Here is a 15,492-nt window from a genome sequence, read left to right on the forward strand (position 1 = left end):
CGGGTTACGCGCCCGCGGGCGTCAGGTAGGCGTTGTCCAGCAGCCACTTCACATTGAGCCGCTGCCCCGCGCCCGGGTCGAGGAACACGGCGTCGAGCTTGATCTGCTGGCCACCGCCGGGCTGCTCGAACCACGGGGCGATGCCGCCCTGCCAGACCCAGAAGGGCTTGGCGACCTTGTAGACCCGGTAGTCGCAAGGGCTGGCCGCGTCACGGGTGTTCAGGTTCTGCGGGGGCAGGGCGCGCTCGGCGTAGGCGTCACCCGCCGGGGCGAGGTAGCCGCCGTATTCCGAGCCGAAACGGTCCAGGCGCTGGCCGGTGCGGAGCTTCACGGGCTCCTTGTCGATCTCGCCGTTCACCTCGGCGAAGCCGTCGTTGGGCGGGTACTTCCAGCTACCGGTGTCCGCGGGCCCTTCCCAGTACTTCTTGAGGAAGTCGTTCGGCGTGAGGTCGCCGGTGCGCTTCCAGCCCTTCAGGAGCGGGCCGACCGGGGCGAGCCGCTTGTTCGGCAGCCACTTGGGACCGAGGCGGGCGTCGCCGCGGAACTCTCCGGTGCAGGGCTCGTGACGCTCGGCGGCGGGCGCGGGTCGGGCGGGCCCCGGCGCGGCGCTCGCCGCCGGGGCGGAGATCAGTCCGGCGGTGATGCCGAGCGCGGCGAGTACGGTACGGATGCGGTTCATTCAGGAGTCCCCTCGAGCACTGACGATCAACCAGAACAGCTGACGTAGGGTAACCGCTCAACTACCCGAGGCTTCCGCGCCATGCCGTTTTCCGGCCACTGCGGACAGCACCGCGCCCCGGCCGCGACGATGCGCGACCGGGGCGTGGGCGGACGGAGGAACGTGGGGCCCGACCGGTACGGCGCTCCTACCTGACGTTGACGTCGATGCAGGCGTAGAAGGCGTTCGAGGTGTCCGCGACGTTCCAGACGGCGAGCACCTTCTGCTGGCCGGTCTTGTTGCCGAAATCGACCCGGTGGGTCACGGTCGCACCGGGCCGCGCGCCGCCGTCGTCGAATTCGGCGATCTTCTCGCCGCCCACGAAGTACTGCCAGGTGCTGGTCGAGTGGCGCGCGGTAATTTTCCACTCGAACTGCTGGGAACGGTTCACCGGAGTGACCGACCAGCCCTTGGAGTCGTCGTCCAGCTCGGCGAAGCCGCTGTTTCCGCCGCTACAGCTGGTGAGCCCCTTGGGGCCCTCGACGCTCTGCGGTTCGTACTTGATCGCACCGCAGCTGACCGTGCCGGCGGCACACTGCGCCTGCCTGCTCGGCGGGTTGGAGATGTAGCCGTGGGCGCTGGCGGAGCTCGCCGGAAGGCTCAGGGCGAGAACCGGGGCGAGCATGGCGCCGACGGCGAGTGCGGTCTTCCTTTTCGCGTGCATGTTTCTCCTTCACAGGAGACCACACCGCGCGGTGGCGGGCCGTGGGGGGCCCGGCTTCGGCGGCGAGGCCTCGCGAGTGTGGGGCCAAGAGGCGCGAAGGGCTGCAAGTCCCTTGCCGGACAGGCCTGATGAAGGTGTCCGGAAAGGCCTTGCACTTGGACTAGACCATACCCATCGATGCGTTCACGTCAAGAGCGATCCGTGGTGGTGGGCCCGCCCCTCCGAGCCGCGGGTGCGCGCGCGCACCCCGCGCGGCCGCCCGTGTGACGCGATCACTCCTGGTCGTCGCCGTACCGGACCGTGACACGCTCGAAGCCGAGGGAACCGAGCAGCCCCTTCAGCATGTCGGCGGTGTTCTTCTCCGCGCGGGCGGTCAGTTCGCTCTCCTTCGCCGCTTCCGAGATGTGGTGGACGGCGAGCTTGTTGACCGCCTGCTCACTGCCGGGATTGTCGGAGAGGAGGTCGCCCAGCCGGTCGAAGAGACCGCGCTGTTTGGACACCGCGTAGGAACGGTCGGGATCGAGGGCCGGCCTGCCCAGCACCGCGTGCGGCAGCCGGAGTTCGGCGGTGGTGCGGTCCTCGTTCACCACGACGCCGCTCCCGGTGACCTCGCCCAGATCGACGGAGGCGCCGACCGTCCCCGCACCGACGAACAGGGTGCGGGTGCCGCGCAGGACGTCGGGGACGAACTTCGCGTCCTTCTCCAGGTCGACGACGACCTGGAAGTCGCCCGAGGCGGCCTCGTACGCGCTCATGTCCTGGATCGACTTGAGCACGGCGGGGCCCGACCGGTCGTGGGTCTCCTCGCCGAAGAGGTCGTCGAGACCCGGCAGCAGGCTCAACCGGCTGCCCGCGAACAGCAGCACCAGCACGGCCGCGGCGATGCCGAGCACCTTCGGCCATGCCCGGGGAGGGCGGGCGTCGCGCTTTTCGTCGCCGTGCGGCGCGGGCTCTGTGGTTACGTCGCTGGACGTCATGTCCAGCGTGTGACCCGCGACCGGTGCTTTCAGTCCGGCTGCTACCGAATCCGGAGAGAACTACCGTACAAAATGGGCCCGTTCCGGTAGGGCCGGGCAGACACGAGGGCGTCAGCCCGGCGGCCGGGTCCGCTCAGCGCGGCGCGGCGGCCACCCGTACGCGGTCGCTCTCGCCCTCGGTCAGGAACGACGCCAGCTCCCTCCCCCGATCGGCCACGGCGTCACGGTCGGCACGGGAGAGGGCCCGCAGGGGTTCCACCGCGACCACCCCGTCGGTGACGCGCCAGGTGGCCGCCACGCGGCCGTCGACCAGCACGACACGCTCGCCGGCGACCGAGAGGCCGCGGTGGGCGTCGTCGATGATCCGGCCGCGGTCCTGGTAGCCGAGGATCGCGTTGTCGAAGGCCGGCAGGAACCGCACCGGGGCGGGAGTGTCCGGGTCGGGGCGCGGCGCGTCGGGCAGGTCGAGCAGCTCCCGTCCCCGCTCGTCGCGGAAGCGGACCAGCTCGTCGCGTACGGCGGCCACCGCGCCGGGCAGCCCGGCCAGGCCCGACCAGGCGCGCAGGTCGGCCGCCGCGGCGGGACCGTGGGCGGCGAGATAGCGCCGGACCAGTACCTGGCCGACCGGGTCGGCGCCGCCGGGGGCGGGCGGATCGACCGGTCGGCCCAGCCAGGAGGCGAGGGCGACATTGCGCACCCCGCCCTTCGCCCGCCACAACCCCCGGGGCGGTGCCTGCGCCATCGGAACAAGAGCGGCGACCACCATCTCGCCCAGGGGGCGAGGACCCGGACCGGGCCAGCGCCCGGCGAGCGCGGCCACGATCTCGGCCGCTGTACGGGGTTCCCCGTCGGCCATGAGCTCCCGGGCGTCGGCCGCGAGTGCGTCGAGGTCGACCCCTTTCAGTTCGTCGCGGTAGACCCCGAGCACGCGTTGGCGCAGCATGGCGTCGTGGCGGGCCCGCCAGGCGAGGACGTCGTCGGCGGTGACGAGGTGGATCGTGCGCCGCATCAGATGGGTGCGCACCACGCTCCGCCGGGTCAGCAGGTCCGAGAGAACCGCCGGGTCGAAGGCGGTCAGCCGGGACCAGAGCCCGACGAAGGGCTCCTGCGGTTCCTGCGCCTGGAGGCCGCAGAGGTGGGCCACGGCGTCCACGACCGGCAGATCGGCCCGGTCGAGCAGCAACTGGCGGGCCAGCGTGGCGCGGTTGAGCGCCCGGTTGTCGAGGACGGTCACCGTGTGGCCCCTCCTTCTCGATCGTCCGACGTCGGTCTCCGCCTCCGCGCGACCCCGCGCGGTGCGCCGGTGGTCAGGTCGCCTGCCGCCCGTCGAGCGTCTCGCGCAGGATATCCGCGTGCCCGGCGTGCTGGGCGGTCTCGGTGAGGACGTGGGTCAGCACCCGCCGTACGCTCCACTCGCCGCCGGGTTCGTTCCAGGGCGCCTCGGGGAGCGGGTGCGCCGCCGAGAGGTCGGGGACCGCGAGGATGATCTTCTCGCTGCGGGCGGCGACCTGCTCGTAGGCACCGATGACCCCGGCCGTCGTCTCGCCGGGCAGCATCCGGAACTCCTTCTCCCGCTCGATCGCCCACTTCGGGTACTCAGCGGCGGTGCCGGCCGCCAGGTCGTCCCAGGTGACTCCTTCGGGCAGCGCGAAGGACATCGCCGACGGGCCCTCGGTCACGAAGTTCAGCCAGCTCTTCTCCATGGCCGTGACGTGTTTGACGAGGCCGCCCAGACACAGCGCGCTGACGGTGGGGCGCTCACCGGCCTGCTCGTCGCCGAGGCCCTCGACCGCGCGGATCAGGGCGGCCCGCGCGGTGGCGAGGGCGGCGAGGAGTTCGGTGCGCTCGGGGTCGGGAGAGGTGGTGGCGGTGGTCATGGTGATCGGTTCCTTCCGGTGTTCCTGGCGTGCGCTACGGGTCAACCCTCGCAAGGGAAGAGGTCAGGGTGTGGCCTCTTCCCCGGCCATACTGGCGTCATGCCGAAGACTTCAGCCCGACTGCTGGCGCTGCTCTCCCTGCTCCAGGCGCGTCGGGACTGGCCGGGCGCGTTGCTGGCCGAGCGGCTGGAGGTCAGCCCGCGCACGGTGCGGCGTGACGTCGACCGGCTGCGGGAGCTGGGCTATCCCATCGCGGCGTTCAAAGGCCCCGACGGCGGATACCGGCTGGACGCGGGCGCACGGTTGCCGCCGTTGCTGTTCGACGACGACCAGGCCGTCGCGCTCGCCGTCGCGCTGCGGACGGCCGCGGCGACCGGCGCCGGGATCGGGGAGGCCGCGGCCCGCGCGCTCACCACCGTCCGGCAGGTCATGCCCGCCCGGCTGCGCCACCGCGTCGACGCCCTGCGGGTCACCGCCGTCGAACGCACGGGAGTCCCGCCGCGGCCGCAGGCCGATCCGCGGGTGCTGGTGGCGTTGAGCACTGCCGTGCACGCCCGCGAGGTGCTGCGCTTCGACCACTCCCCCGCGTATGCGCCGGCCGCCGCCGATGCCCCGCCCGCGGTGCGGCGGGTGGAGCCGCACCATCTGGTCACCTGGGGCGGGCGCTGGTATCTCGTCGCCTGGGACCTGGATCGCGAGGACTGGCGGACCTTTCGCGCGGACCGGATCACCCCTCGCACTCCCACGGGTCCCAGGTTCACGTCGCGCGAGGTGCCCGGAGGCGATGTGGCCGCCTTCGTCGCCGCCCGGTTCCAGGGCTCCGACGCCCCCGGCGCGTGGCCCTGCCGCGGCGAGGTGATCCTCGACGCGCCGGCCTCCGCGGTGGCCGGTCACCTCCGCGACGGGATCGTCGAGGAACACGGCCCGGGCCGCTGCCGCGTGGTCCTGGGCGCCTGGTCGTGGGCCGGCCTCGCCGCCGAACTCGGCCGGTTCGACGTGGCCATCGAGGTCGTCGGGCCCGAAGCGCTCAGGGGCGCCTTCGCTCAATTGGCCCGCCGTTACGCCGACGCGGCGGGGCCCGCCGACCCTCAGGAGCCGACGAGACACGTGTCGTAGGTGTCGTCGGTCGTCGAGGCGGTCACGGACGAGGCGATGTGACCGGCCAGACCCAGCACCAGGAACAGCACCACGAGCCATTTCGCGGCGCTGCTCAGGACCAGCGGCCGGGTGGCGGAGCGCGACCGCTCCGGCGCCACGGCGAGGTCGTCGTCGCCGAACAGCCCCTTGGGGTAGGCGGGCGTGAGCATCATGACGTACGCGGAGAACCGCATCCGGTAGCGCAGGACGGCCGCCGTCGCCTCGAACAGCGGCCGGGGCATCCGGCCGAGACACAGCGTGATCAGCCACCAGACGAAGGCCAGCGCCCACCAGCCGTACACGGCGAGGCTCTGCACGATCGCCGCCGGGATCATCAGGAAGACACGGAACAGCACCGCGAGCCGGTTGAGCGGGGTGGGCCGCACCTCGATCCGCACGTGATAGTCGGCCGGCGGGGTCAGGGCGAAGGGCGGGTAGCGGTCGATGAGCAGCATGTCGCTGGCCGAGACGCGCATGTCGTATCCGAGGACGCCGGTCAGGAAGCGGAAGACGGGATCGGGCAGCCGTCCCAGCACCAGGGCGGCGAACCAGCCGACGATGACGGTGAAGAACGCCGCGATGCGCAGGACGGACAGCACGATGAAGTGCGGGACGAGCAGCAGAAGTCGCAGGAGGACGGTCAGCCGCCGCTGGCGGGCCGGTTCGACGATGTCCAGGACGGGCCGGAACTCGTCCGCGTCCGTCTCCTTGCGGCCCGGGCTCCACTGGCCTTCGGCCATGTCGCTTCTCCTCGGCAGGGGATCCGTACGGCATCCGCGCGCAGGACGTGTCCCCACCGTGCGTTCGCCCCGGGCCGCCCGCAAACGGCCCGGCCCGAACGGGTGCCCGGGCTCAGCGGCCGCGGAGGCGGTCGAGCAGGGAGCGGACGGAGCCGGACCCGGGGGCGCTGCGGCCGGCGCCCGCCGGGCCGTCGGTCCCTCCGGCGTGGGAGCCCCGCCTCTTCGCCGGGGTCGCCTCCGCCGGCTTCGGCCGGGCCCGTTGTCCGGGCTCAATGCCCGCCGTCTTCGTGGCCGCCGTCTTCGTACGACCCGCCTTGGCGGCGACGGTCCCCGTAAGGTCGGATTTTCCGGCAGCGGGCTTCGCGCGGTCCGCCCTGGTGCGCGCGGCGGGGCTCGGCGCGCGCACCGGCTCGGCCTCGGGCTTCTCCGCCGACGGGCCGGGAGAGCCCCGGTCGTCGGTGTAGGTGTAGTAGCGGTGGCTGATCCGGCGGCCCAGCACGAAGTAGCCCAGCAGTGCGCCCGCCGTGTTGAGGATGACGTCGTCGATGTCGAAGGCGCGCCCCGCGACCAGTGCGCCCTGGATCAGTTCGACGACGGCCATGGCGACGGCGGTCAGCAGCGTCGTCCGGATCATGCGCAGGCGGCGTGGCCCGAAGAACGGCAGCAGGAGCCCGAACGGCACGCCGAGCAGCAGGTTTCCGCCCGCCTGTTTGACTGCGGCGAGGAAGGTGTACTCCTCGGCGTACTGGCGCAGGGAGTGCCCGGGGCGGAGATTGGAGGTGACGAGGTCCGCGGAGGCCGGTGAGGGCGTGAGCGTCACCTTGGCCAGGAGGACGGAGAACGCCACCAGTCCCAGCAGCACCACCGTCAGGGCAGCTCCGCGCACCAGCACACGTACCCATGTCCCCCGGCGTGTACGGGGATTCGCCTCTGCTGTCATGGCCGACGGGTGCCCCCGCCCGGCCGGAACAAGCGCCGGACGGCCCCGTGGAGCGAAAATCTCACGCGCCCGTCCACGCCCGCCTGAGACGATGTGCGCATGAGCGCACGTAAGAAGAGGGACCTGCTGGACGAGGCCGACCGGTTGCGTACGGAGGGCCGGCCCGAAGAGGCGCGCGAACGGCTCCTCGCCCTGACCGCCGAGTACCCCGACGACGCGGAAGTGGCCTGCCGGACGGCGTGGATCCACGACGTACTGGGGCTGGAGTCGGAGGCGGTGCCCTATTACGAGCGCGCTCTGGCCCATCCGGAGCTGGCCGCGGAGGATCGGAGTGGGGCCCTCCTGGGACTGGGCAGTACGTACCGGATCCTCGGGCGGTACGGGCAGGCGGTGGAGACGCTGCGCCGGGGCGTCGAGGAGTTCCCGGACGACGGCTCGTTCCGGGCGTTCCTGGCGATGGCCCTGTACAACACCGACGAGCACCACGAGGCGATGCGGCTGTTGCTGGAGCTGACGGCCACGACCAGTAACGACCCGTCCGTCCAGCAGTACCGGCGGGCGATCGAGCATTATGCGAAGGACCTCGACGAGACCGTGTGACCCGTACGCGGTGGTGATGGCCTCGGGTGCTCCGGCGCGGAGACGGTGCCGGTGCGGGCAAGGGGAAGCCCCGGCCGGATCGGGGGAATCCAGCCGGGGCGGCTTGAGTGCGGGCGTGCAGGGCGGTCGCCTCTCGGCGGAGCGCTCCATGGGGCTTCGGCAGGGCCATGTTCCCCATGGGCTACGGGTGAGGCCCGGGGACGCGGTCCCCCTCACTCCCACATATAGATGAACGATAAACCATCCTCGGCCGTTCCCGGGAACCCGCCCCTGCGGATGTGATCCACGGCACGACTTTCCGGGCTTCTCCCCTGGCCAGGACCGGCCCGGTCAGCTCGCGGACGTCTCGCCGGTACCGTAGCGGCGCCGGAACTGTTCGACGCGGCCCGCCGTGTCGAGCACCTGGCGGCCGCCGGTGTAGAACGGGTGGCTCGCCGACGAGGTCTCCACGTCGATGACGGGGTAGGTGTTGCCGTCCCCCCATGCCACGCGCTCGACGGAGTCTGCGGTGGAGCGGGTCAGGAAGGCGACGTCGGCCGCGCGGTCACGGAAGACCACCGGACGGGACACGGGGTGGATGCGGGACTTCATGGATGCGTTCCTTCCTCACCGCACACAGCGGCGACGTACAAGGGGACGGACTTCTTCCGGACGGTCAGCGGACCTCGCGGAACAGAACGTGCCGACCTGCGGCGGAGTCGAACTTGCGGAGCTCCAGCCGGTCGGGGTCGTTTCGGCGGTTCTTGCGCGTCACGTAACTCCGGCCCGTTCCCACGGTGGACCGGAGGGTGACGACCGGCCTGGTCTCGCTGCGTGCCATGAGCGCCTCCCGATACTTCTGCCGACCCCACTCCTATACCGGGAATGGGATTCGTTTTCGTTCTGGTGGAGTAACGCGGGTGCCCCGCTCGGCATTCCCGACCCGCCGCGCCCCGTGTCCCAGAGGGCTGCCCGCCCCGTTCTGCCAGCGGCAGAACGCCCACCGGACCGGGCCCGACGATCACTACAGTCCGGTCTCATGGAGACGGCTACCACGCGTACGGTCGAGTATCCGGCCGACGGTCTGACGATGATCGGGCACCTCGCACTCCCGGCCGGTGTCGGCCGCCGACCCGCGGTGCTGCTCGGGCCGGAGGGCACGGGGCTCAGCGACGTCGAGCGCCGCCGGGCCGACGCTCTCGCCGACCTGGGATACGTGGCGCTCGCCTTCGACCTTCATGGCGGGCGCTATCTGCGCGACCCCGAGGAGATGCTGGCCCGTTGCCTGCCACTGCTCGCCGATCCCGACCGGATGCGGGACATCGGCCATGCGGCGCTCGACGTGTTGTGCGCCGAACCGCGGACCGACCCCGACCGGATCGCCGCCGTCGGCTACGGCACCGGGGGTGCCATAGGGCTGGAACTCGGGCGCGGCGGCGTCGGCCTCCGCGCGATCGGGACAGTCAACGCGACCACCACGGGCCGACCGGGCGAGTCGGCGCGCATTCGCTGCCCGGTGTGGGCCGGGGTCGGGTCGGAGGACCCCATCATGCCGCCCGCGCAACGGAACGCGTTCACCGCCGAGATGCAGGCCGCGGGCGTCGACTGGCGCCTCACGGTCTACGGCGGCGCCTTGCACGCCTTCCACCACCCGCCGGTCGACCACCCCGTGGCCCCCGGCGTCGGCTTCCACCCGCAGCACGCGCGGCGAGCCTGGCGCGACGTCGTCGACCTGCTCGCCGAGTGCCTGCCCGTGAGCTCCGGAGATGCCGACGAGATAGGCAGTCGGTCAGCTCAGATGCCTCATTGATCGGCCGATCACTGCCGCGGGGGGAGGCGGGCACCATCACCCCGGTGCAGGAACCGGCGAATTCACCGGAGCAGTCCGGCACCGCCCGGCTCCTGCCCGGACCTCACCCGCCGGACCCGGGGCCCGCCGCTCCGCACCGGCAGCAGGGCCGCACATCGCCGCACATGGATCCGAGCAAATCACGGCTTCACGTTCTCCCGTTGCCCCTGGCACGCACCTCGGCCACATCTCCCCTCACGGTCAACTCGCCTCATACGCAAGCCTGTTCGGATAGCCACCACCGCTGAGGGCCGCTGGCATATGCCAGAAGCAAGCACCCATCGAGTGTTGCCAAAGCTCTTACGGGCCGCCGCGGCCTGTGCGACAGTCGGTAGCGATCCACCCCTCAGAACCGGCTAGGCCGCGCCTGTATCGGAGTACGAGATGCCGTCCCCCCTCTCCGCGGACCGCCCCGCACCACAGCTTCCCGCGCACGACGCCGTCGGAGCTCTGATCCACCGCACGCGTCGATTGCGCGGGGACGTGGACGCGGTACGGCGGGACGCCGTCGTGTTCGACGAGGACGACCCCCAGCTGCGCTGGCAGCGTGCGCTGTGCGAGCTTGCCGTGCAGCACCTGGACGACCTCGACGAGCACCTGGGCCAGCTCCGGGCGGGCCTGCCGGATCACTGCTCCGCCGACGCCCCCCGGGCCGCCGGGGTCCCGGGCGGCCCGAGCGCCGGTTCCCCGCTGAACCGGGCGGGCAGCGCCGAGTGGAACCTCCTCACCGACGAGTCCCGCTGGTCCGAGGAGCTGTACGAGATCTTCGGCAGGCCGCCCGGGTCCACCCCCCTCTCCCTCGACGACCTGCCGTCCGTACTGCTGCCCGAGGACCAGCCGGTGCTGACCGCCATGGTGACGGGCTGTCTCGTCGACGGCCGGCCGATGGACGGCGAGTTCCGCATCGTGCGGCCCGACGGCCGCACACGCACCCTTCACATGACGGGCGAGCCGGTCCTGGACGCCGAAGGCTGCACCGCCTCCATGTGGGCGGTCCTGCGGGACGTCAGCGAGCTGCGGCGCAACGAACAGGCCGTGAGCAGAAGCAGCGCGTCGGTGCGGCACGAGGAGCACATCGAGCGCGCCGAGCACCGCATGGCCGTGGAGCTCCAGGAGGCCGTCCTCCCCCCGTGGCGCGGATCGCCGCGGCCCCCGACGCGGGGCCCCGCAACCCTGGACGTCGCCGCGCACTACCTCCCTTCCGAGTCGAGCGACCTCATCGGCGGCGACTGGTACGACGCCATGGAGCTGCCGGACGGGCGCACCCTCCTCACCGTCGGCGACCTCACCGGGCACGGCGTCCCCGCCACCTCGGCGATGGCGATGATGCTGGGAGCGCTGCGCGGCATGGCCGTCGCCGGCATCGAGCCGGGCGCGCTGATGGGGCACCTCAACCAGGTGCTCGAAACGTCATTACAACCCGCGCTGGGCAGCGCCCTGTGCTGCCGCTACGACCCCGACACCTCCGTTCTGTCCTGGGCGCAGGCCGGACACCCCGCACCGCTGCTCTTCCGCCACGGTTCGGGACGGCTCCTGCCCCCGCCGGACGGCATGCTGCTCGGCGCCGCGTCCAACGTCGTCTTCGAACAGGACGAGGTACGGCTGTACCCCGGTGACGTGCTCGTACTGCACACCGACGGCCTGACGCCGCGCGGCGACCGGAGTGCGTGCCCGGAGGCGCTGCTCGCCCTCGCTCCCCGGTTCGCGGACGCCCGTACGGCACAGGAGTGCGTACGGAGCGTCGTCGAGGAGTTCGGCGGGGCCGAGCGCCTGGACGACGCGTGCGTGCTGGTCGCCCGCATCGGGGCATGAGGAAGCGCGGACGTATCAGGGCGTGAAGGAGCGCGGAGTGGCGCCGCCGGCTCAGATCTGCGTGCCCTTGGTCTTCTTCCGGCTCGACGGCATCGAGAGCTCGATCTCCTCACGCAGATCCTGGATCCGCGCGTATCCGGCGAACTGCCCGGTGAGCCGGTACATTGCGCGGAGCCGGTCCCAAGTGCGGTGCGAGGAGGTCTCCCCCATCGACACCAGCGCGAGCCGGGCGTACCGGTCGGCCTGTTCGGGGTCGTTGGCGATGAAGCAGGCCGAGGCCAGCGAGATGTAGTCGAAGATCTTCGACCTCTGGCGCCCGTTGACCCGAAGCTCCAGCGCCTGCTTGGCATGGCGCTGGGCGACGACCGCGGCTCCCCGGTCGTGCTCGGCCAGGGTACGGAAGGCGAGCGCCTGCATCCCGTGCATATCGGCCTCGTCGAACATCTGCATCCAACTGGGCGGCGGCACATCGCTCTTGTCCGAGACGAAGAGCTCCTCGGCCTCCCCGAGGGTGCGCCGCATGGCCTGCCCGCGGCCCATCGACGCCTGTGCCCAGGCCTCGATGGTGCGCAGCATCGCCTGCGTACGGGGCAGGGTCTCGTCCCCGGAGCCGGACTTGGCGAGCTTCATCAGGTCGAGTGCGTCGTCGGGGCGGCCGAGGTGCACCATCTGGCGTGCCGCCCGGGAGAGCGCCTCTCCGGCGCGCGGCCGGTCGCCGCCTTCGCGAGCCGCGTGAGCGGCGATGACGAAGTACTTCTGGGCGGTGGGTTCGAGGCCGACGTCGTGGGACATCCAGCCCGCCAGGACGGCGAGGTTGGCGGCGACGCCCCACAGGCGGCGCTGGAGATGGTCGGGGTGGCGGTAGGCGAGCATGCCGCCCACCTCGTTGAGCTGGCCCACGACCGCCTTGCGTTGGAGTCCGCCGCCCCGGGACGCGTCCCAGGCGCGGAACACCTCGACCGAGTGCTCCAGGGCCTCGATCTCCTCGGAGCCGACCGGGGCGGCCTCGTACCGGTCGAAACCGGCGGGGTCGGCGTGCAGGGGGTCGTTGGCGCGTGGAGCTTCGGCCGCCGGAGCGGGGTCGCTGTGCAGCCAGTCGTACAGGGGGCCGGCGATGGTTGAGCCGGCGGCGAGCGCGGCGCCCGCACCCACCAAGCCGCGACGGTTGAGCATGAGGTCCATTCCCGTGAATTCGGTGAGGACCGCTGCCGTCCGTTCGGGCGCCCACGGCAGTTGATCGGGATGGTGTTCCGTCCCGGAGTCACGCCGCTTCCCCACACGCCCGCGTCGGCCGAACCCGAGGTCCTCGATGGTCACGACACGGCCGAGCCGCTCGGTGAACAGGGCCGCCAGCACTTCGGGCACGGGATCGCGGGGGGACTCCCCCATGTCGATCCAGCGCCTGACCCGCGAGGTGTCGGTGGCCAGCTGCGGGTGGCCCATGGCCGCCGCCTGCCGGTTCACCATTCTCGCGAGTTCGCCCTTGGACCAGCCGGCCAGGCCGAACAGGTCAGAAAGGCGGGTGTTGGGTTCTCCGGTCACTTCAAGCCCCCAGGTTCTCGGCTGACTTGACACTAACCCCCTGTCAGATGCGCTGTGACTATTCGCCAGGGTTCGCCAGGGTCCGCCAGATGGTCTGCCACCCGCGCTGCGGTGTCAGGTAGGAAAGCGCCACCCCGCCCGGCAGCCCTAGGTACTCCCCAGGGTGCCGAACGGCCGTCGGCCGGGTTGGCGCACGTACCTTGTCGGCGCACGAAGGGATCTGTCTCGCCCATGTACACAGCATCGTCCTCCGTGTCCGCCCCGCCCCGTCCGCTCCGCCCGATGGGCGCGGGTGGCGGGCCCTATCTCGCTCCTCACGCCGGCGCACCGGCGCAGGGTCCGGGCCGGGCCCGACGGGCCACGGGGCCGGGCGCCGGACCGCTCAGCGGAAGGATCGACCTGTCCGGGCCCCAGGGCGCGCAGGTGAGGATGGCCATCGCCTCCGTGCAGCGCATCTGCCCCGAGTTCAATCCGGTCCATGTGCTGCGTCGCAGCGGCCGTTCGGTCCTGATCGTGGGAACGACCGGGCGGGCCACCGCCGTCGCGAAGTGTTTACTGGACCACTCGCCGGCGTGGACCGAGCGGTTCCGGCACGAAATAGCGGCATACCGCGCGTTCGTCCGGCACCGCCCCCCGGTTCGGGTGCCCCGGCTGATCGCGGCGGATCCGGAGAACTGCACGCTGGTGATCGAGCGGATGCCCGGTCGGGTCGCCGCCCTCACCCGGCACCCGGCGGAGGCGCCGCCGAGGGCCGACATCCGGGCGGCGCTCGGGGCGATCGCCCGGGTGAACGCCTGGCGGCCGCCGCCCGGACTGTTCGAGGCACCGCTCGACTACGCGTCGCGGATCGCGCGCTACCACGAGCTCGGTCTGTTCACCGACCGTGACCTCGGCGATCTGCAGAAGCTGCTGCACGGTCTGGCCCACGCGGGCGGCAAGCAGGGCATGGGGCAGTTCTGCCACGGGGACGCGCTGCTCTCCAACATCCTGCTGTCGCCGACCGGGCCGGTGCTCGTCGACTGGGAGCACGCCGGCTGGTATCTCCCGGGGTACGACCTGGCGACGCTGTGGGCGGTGCTGGGCGATGCTCCGGTGGCTCGACGCCAGATCAGCCAGCTGGCCCAGGCCAGGGGGCCGGCCGCGCGGGACGCGTTCCTGGTGAACCTGATGCTGGTGCTGACCCGCGAGATCCGCAACTACGAGACGGCGGTTCAGCGCACCATGCGCGAGGCGCCCGCGGCGGGGGCCGACCGGCCCGGCTCGCTCTCCTCGGGCGAGGAGCAGCGGCTGCTGCTGCGCAGGCTGCACGACGACTGCGCCCTGGCGCGGCGGGCGGTGCGGGCCGCGGTCGGCACACGCTGAGGAAGCGGACGGCGAAGCGGGGATACGGCCCGCCTCGCCGAGGACCGCAGTGACCTGACCACTGTGAAGAAGAAGCGCGCTGCGGGACCGGTGCCGACACACCGGTCCCGCAGCGCGCTGTCGTGCGTTCCCGGGCCTTTCCGCCGTCGCCCGGTCGCGCCCGGTCGAGCTGACGCCGACGCTCCCGGGCGGACATCGCACGAGGCTCCGTACGGCGGCGACGCGACCCCTTCCGTGCGGTATCTCCCCGTGACCGCAGGTTGACCCTGTGCCGCGCCGGGGCCCGTCGCGGGTGAGGCCCGCCACGAGACCCACGTCACCTACGGCCTCCGGTAGTAGGCACGAGCCCTCCAGGACGGCGTAACGAACCGCCCATATGGCTCATAAATTGGCATCTCACGATAAAGAGTAGTAAAGGCGGTCATTGCTTCCTATGTCGACGAGCGCTAACCATGGATCCCGGCAAGCACCGAGTTCGAGCCCGCGTCGATCGCCCTCCGGCGAACGCGGCCCGGACATCCCGGTTCCCGCCGACGCGGCGCGAAGGCCGCGAAGCCCGTCCCCCACAGGAAGAGCTCACGCATGCCCCGCATCTCCACCCTGCGCATCACCCGCTCGCACAAGATCGCCACCGCCGTGCTCGTCGCGGCCGGTTCCGTCAGCGCCATAGCCGCCACCGGCGGTCCGAGCGAAGCGCAGACCACGGCGACCCGGCCCTCCATCTCCGTGGAGCCGGTCGCCGCCGCAGGCATCCCCACGGCGAAGGACGCGGCGGCCAAGAAGGCCGCTCAGGAGACCGCCGCCAAGGAAGCCGCCGCTGAGAAGGCCGCGGCAGCCCGCAAGGCGACCGCGGAGAAGGACGCCGCCGAGGCGCGCTCCGAGAAGCAGGCCGCCAACCGTTCCACCGAGCGCAAGGCCGTCACGCCCAAGAAGTTCGCGAACAACCTCGACGGCTGGATCCGCGAGTCGCTCGACATCATGAAGAAGAAGAACATCCCCGGCTCCTACGAGGGGCTGCACCGCAACATCATGCGCGAGTCCAGCGGCAACCCGAACGCCGTCAACGACTGGGACATCAACGCGCGGAACGGCATTCCCTCCAAGGGTCTCCTCCAGGTGATCCAGCCCACCTTCGACGCCTACCACGTCAAGGGCACCCCGAAGAAGCTCACCGACCCGGTCGCCAACATCACCGCCGCCGCCAACTACGCCGCGGACCGGTACGGCTCGATCGACAACGTCGACTCCGCCTACTGAGCAACAGACTCCCGAACGACCGACTGACGAACGACCGC

Annotated in this window: 16 protein-coding genes; 6 read left to right on the plus strand and 10 right to left on the minus strand. The window is 71.7% G+C overall.

The features are described from left to right. Nucleotides 1–4: 4 nt before the first annotated feature. The 5 genes from ACH4RG_RS25590 to ACH4RG_RS25610 form a co-directional block, all read right to left on the minus strand. Complete coding sequence (locus tag ACH4RG_RS25590) at nt 5–679, minus strand: TNT domain-containing protein (RefSeq protein ID WP_397925642.1); 675 nt, start codon at nt 677–679, stop codon at nt 5–7. A 187-nt stretch (nt 680–866) separates the two neighbouring features. Then, nucleotides 867–1,382: a lytic polysaccharide monooxygenase auxiliary activity family 9 protein gene (locus ACH4RG_RS25595; RefSeq protein ID WP_397925640.1), complete on the minus strand. Its 516-nt coding sequence runs from the start codon at nt 1,380–1,382 to the stop codon at nt 867–869. Between the two features lie 272 nt (nt 1,383–1,654). Beyond that, nucleotides 1,655–2,359 carry a DUF4230 domain-containing protein gene (locus tag ACH4RG_RS25600; protein WP_397925638.1) on the minus strand — a complete coding sequence of 235 codons (705 nt, stop codon included), beginning with the start codon at nt 2,357–2,359 and terminating at the stop codon, nt 1,655–1,657. Nucleotides 2,360–2,492: 133 nt separating this feature from the next. Next, nucleotides 2,493–3,593 carry a winged helix DNA-binding domain-containing protein gene (locus ACH4RG_RS25605; protein ID WP_398540309.1) on the minus strand — a complete coding sequence of 367 codons (1,101 nt, stop codon included), beginning with the start codon at nt 3,591–3,593 and terminating at the stop codon, nt 2,493–2,495. Nucleotides 3,594–3,666: 73 nt separating this feature from the next. After that, nucleotides 3,667–4,236, minus strand: a complete 570-nt coding sequence (locus ACH4RG_RS25610; RefSeq protein ID WP_398540310.1) for a DinB family protein — start codon at nt 4,234–4,236, stop codon at nt 3,667–3,669. A 99-nt stretch (nt 4,237–4,335) separates the two neighbouring features. On the opposite strand from ACH4RG_RS25610, the gene ACH4RG_RS25615 reads away from it, so the two are divergent. Further along, nucleotides 4,336–5,352, plus strand: a complete 1,017-nt coding sequence (locus tag ACH4RG_RS25615; protein ID WP_398540311.1) for a helix-turn-helix transcriptional regulator — start codon at nt 4,336–4,338, stop codon at nt 5,350–5,352. Here the strand turns inward: ACH4RG_RS25615 and ACH4RG_RS25620 are convergent. Both ACH4RG_RS25620 and ACH4RG_RS25625 read right to left on the minus strand, forming a co-directional pair. Next, nucleotides 5,325–6,113 carry a DUF4389 domain-containing protein gene (locus ACH4RG_RS25620; RefSeq protein ID WP_398540312.1) on the minus strand — a complete coding sequence of 263 codons (789 nt, stop codon included), beginning with the start codon at nt 6,111–6,113 and terminating at the stop codon, nt 5,325–5,327. The genes ACH4RG_RS25615 and ACH4RG_RS25620 overlap by 28 nt on opposite strands. Nucleotides 6,114–6,225: 112 nt before the next feature. Then, nucleotides 6,226–7,005 (minus strand): VanZ family protein, encoded by a 780-nt coding sequence (locus ACH4RG_RS25625; protein WP_398163053.1) that lies wholly within the window; start codon nt 7,003–7,005, stop codon nt 6,226–6,228. A gap of 147 nt (nt 7,006–7,152) precedes the next feature. Between ACH4RG_RS25625 and ACH4RG_RS25630 the strand changes: the two genes are divergently transcribed. Beyond that, nucleotides 7,153–7,653: a tetratricopeptide repeat protein gene (locus ACH4RG_RS25630; RefSeq protein WP_397925627.1), complete on the plus strand. Its 501-nt coding sequence runs from the start codon at nt 7,153–7,155 to the stop codon at nt 7,651–7,653. Nucleotides 7,654–7,983: 330 nt separating this feature from the next. Here the strand turns inward: ACH4RG_RS25630 and ACH4RG_RS25635 are convergent, their stop codons facing one another. Both ACH4RG_RS25635 and rpmG read right to left on the minus strand, forming a co-directional pair. Further along, nucleotides 7,984–8,244 (minus strand): type B 50S ribosomal protein L31, encoded by a 261-nt coding sequence (locus ACH4RG_RS25635; protein WP_397925625.1) that lies wholly within the window; start codon nt 8,242–8,244, stop codon nt 7,984–7,986. A 64-nt stretch (nt 8,245–8,308) separates the two neighbouring features. Further along, the gene (gene rpmG, locus ACH4RG_RS25640; protein WP_265603538.1) at nt 8,309–8,473 is read right to left on the minus strand and encodes a 50S ribosomal protein L33; all 165 of its coding nucleotides are present in this window, start codon (nt 8,471–8,473) and stop codon (nt 8,309–8,311) included. Between the two features lie 198 nt (nt 8,474–8,671). Here rpmG and ACH4RG_RS25645 point away from each other — a divergent pair, with 198 nt between their 5' ends. Further along, a complete protein-coding gene (locus tag ACH4RG_RS25645; protein ID WP_398540313.1) occupies nt 8,672–9,442 on the plus strand; it encodes a dienelactone hydrolase family protein in 771 nt (256 codons plus the stop codon). Between the two features lie 423 nt (nt 9,443–9,865). Beyond that, a complete protein-coding gene (locus ACH4RG_RS25650; RefSeq protein ID WP_398540314.1) occupies nt 9,866–11,293 on the plus strand; it encodes a PP2C family protein-serine/threonine phosphatase in 1,428 nt (475 codons plus the stop codon). 51 nt (nt 11,294–11,344) lie between these two features. Here ACH4RG_RS25650 and ACH4RG_RS25655 read toward each other — a convergent pair whose 3' ends face one another. After that, nucleotides 11,345–12,835, minus strand: coding sequence for a hypothetical protein (locus ACH4RG_RS25655; protein ID WP_397925617.1), 1,491 nt, complete (start codon nt 12,833–12,835; stop codon nt 11,345–11,347). A gap of 231 nt (nt 12,836–13,066) precedes the next feature. On the opposite strand from ACH4RG_RS25655, the gene ACH4RG_RS25660 reads away from it, so the two are divergent. Together ACH4RG_RS25660 and ACH4RG_RS25665 are read left to right on the plus strand one after the other, a co-directional pair. Further along, nucleotides 13,067–14,197 (plus strand): aminoglycoside phosphotransferase family protein, encoded by a 1,131-nt coding sequence (locus ACH4RG_RS25660; RefSeq protein WP_398540315.1) that lies wholly within the window; start codon nt 13,067–13,069, stop codon nt 14,195–14,197. A 582-nt stretch (nt 14,198–14,779) separates the two neighbouring features. Next, nucleotides 14,780–15,454, plus strand: coding sequence for a transglycosylase SLT domain-containing protein (locus tag ACH4RG_RS25665; RefSeq protein WP_397925613.1), 675 nt, complete (start codon nt 14,780–14,782; stop codon nt 15,452–15,454). The last annotated feature ends 38 nt before the right edge of the window (nt 15,455–15,492 follow it).

Source organism: Streptomyces sp. NPDC021019 (genome assembly GCF_044333295.1).
Taxonomy (GTDB): domain Bacteria; phylum Actinomycetota; class Actinomycetes; order Streptomycetales; family Streptomycetaceae; genus Streptomyces.

Excerpts from the sequence above, each read along its gene's own strand:
- ACH4RG_RS25590 (WP_397925642.1), bottom strand. The coding sequence starts at position 679 with ATGAACCGCATCCGTACCGTACTCGCCGCGCTCGGCATCACCGCCGGA.
- ACH4RG_RS25595 (WP_397925640.1), bottom strand. The coding sequence starts at position 1,382 with ATGCACGCGAAAAGGAAGACCGCACTCGCCGTCGGCGCCATGCTCGCC.
- ACH4RG_RS25600 (WP_397925638.1), bottom strand. The coding sequence starts at position 2,359 with ATGACGTCCAGCGACGTAACCACAGAGCCCGCGCCGCACGGCGACGAA.
- ACH4RG_RS25610 (WP_398540310.1), bottom strand. The coding sequence starts at position 4,236 with ATGACCACCGCCACCACCTCTCCCGACCCCGAGCGCACCGAACTCCTC.
- ACH4RG_RS25615 (WP_398540311.1), top strand. The coding sequence starts at position 4,336 with ATGCCGAAGACTTCAGCCCGACTGCTGGCGCTGCTCTCCCTGCTCCAG.
- ACH4RG_RS25620 (WP_398540312.1), bottom strand. The coding sequence starts at position 6,113 with ATGGCCGAAGGCCAGTGGAGCCCGGGCCGCAAGGAGACGGACGCGGAC.
- ACH4RG_RS25630 (WP_397925627.1), top strand. The coding sequence starts at position 7,153 with ATGAGCGCACGTAAGAAGAGGGACCTGCTGGACGAGGCCGACCGGTTG.
- ACH4RG_RS25635 (WP_397925625.1), bottom strand. The coding sequence starts at position 8,244 with ATGAAGTCCCGCATCCACCCCGTGTCCCGTCCGGTGGTCTTCCGTGAC.
- rpmG (WP_265603538.1), bottom strand. The coding sequence starts at position 8,473 with ATGGCACGCAGCGAGACCAGGCCGGTCGTCACCCTCCGGTCCACCGTG.
- ACH4RG_RS25645 (WP_398540313.1), top strand. The coding sequence starts at position 8,672 with ATGGAGACGGCTACCACGCGTACGGTCGAGTATCCGGCCGACGGTCTG.
- ACH4RG_RS25650 (WP_398540314.1), top strand. The coding sequence starts at position 9,866 with ATGCCGTCCCCCCTCTCCGCGGACCGCCCCGCACCACAGCTTCCCGCG.
- ACH4RG_RS25660 (WP_398540315.1), top strand. The coding sequence starts at position 13,067 with ATGTACACAGCATCGTCCTCCGTGTCCGCCCCGCCCCGTCCGCTCCGC.
- ACH4RG_RS25665 (WP_397925613.1), top strand. The coding sequence starts at position 14,780 with ATGCCCCGCATCTCCACCCTGCGCATCACCCGCTCGCACAAGATCGCC.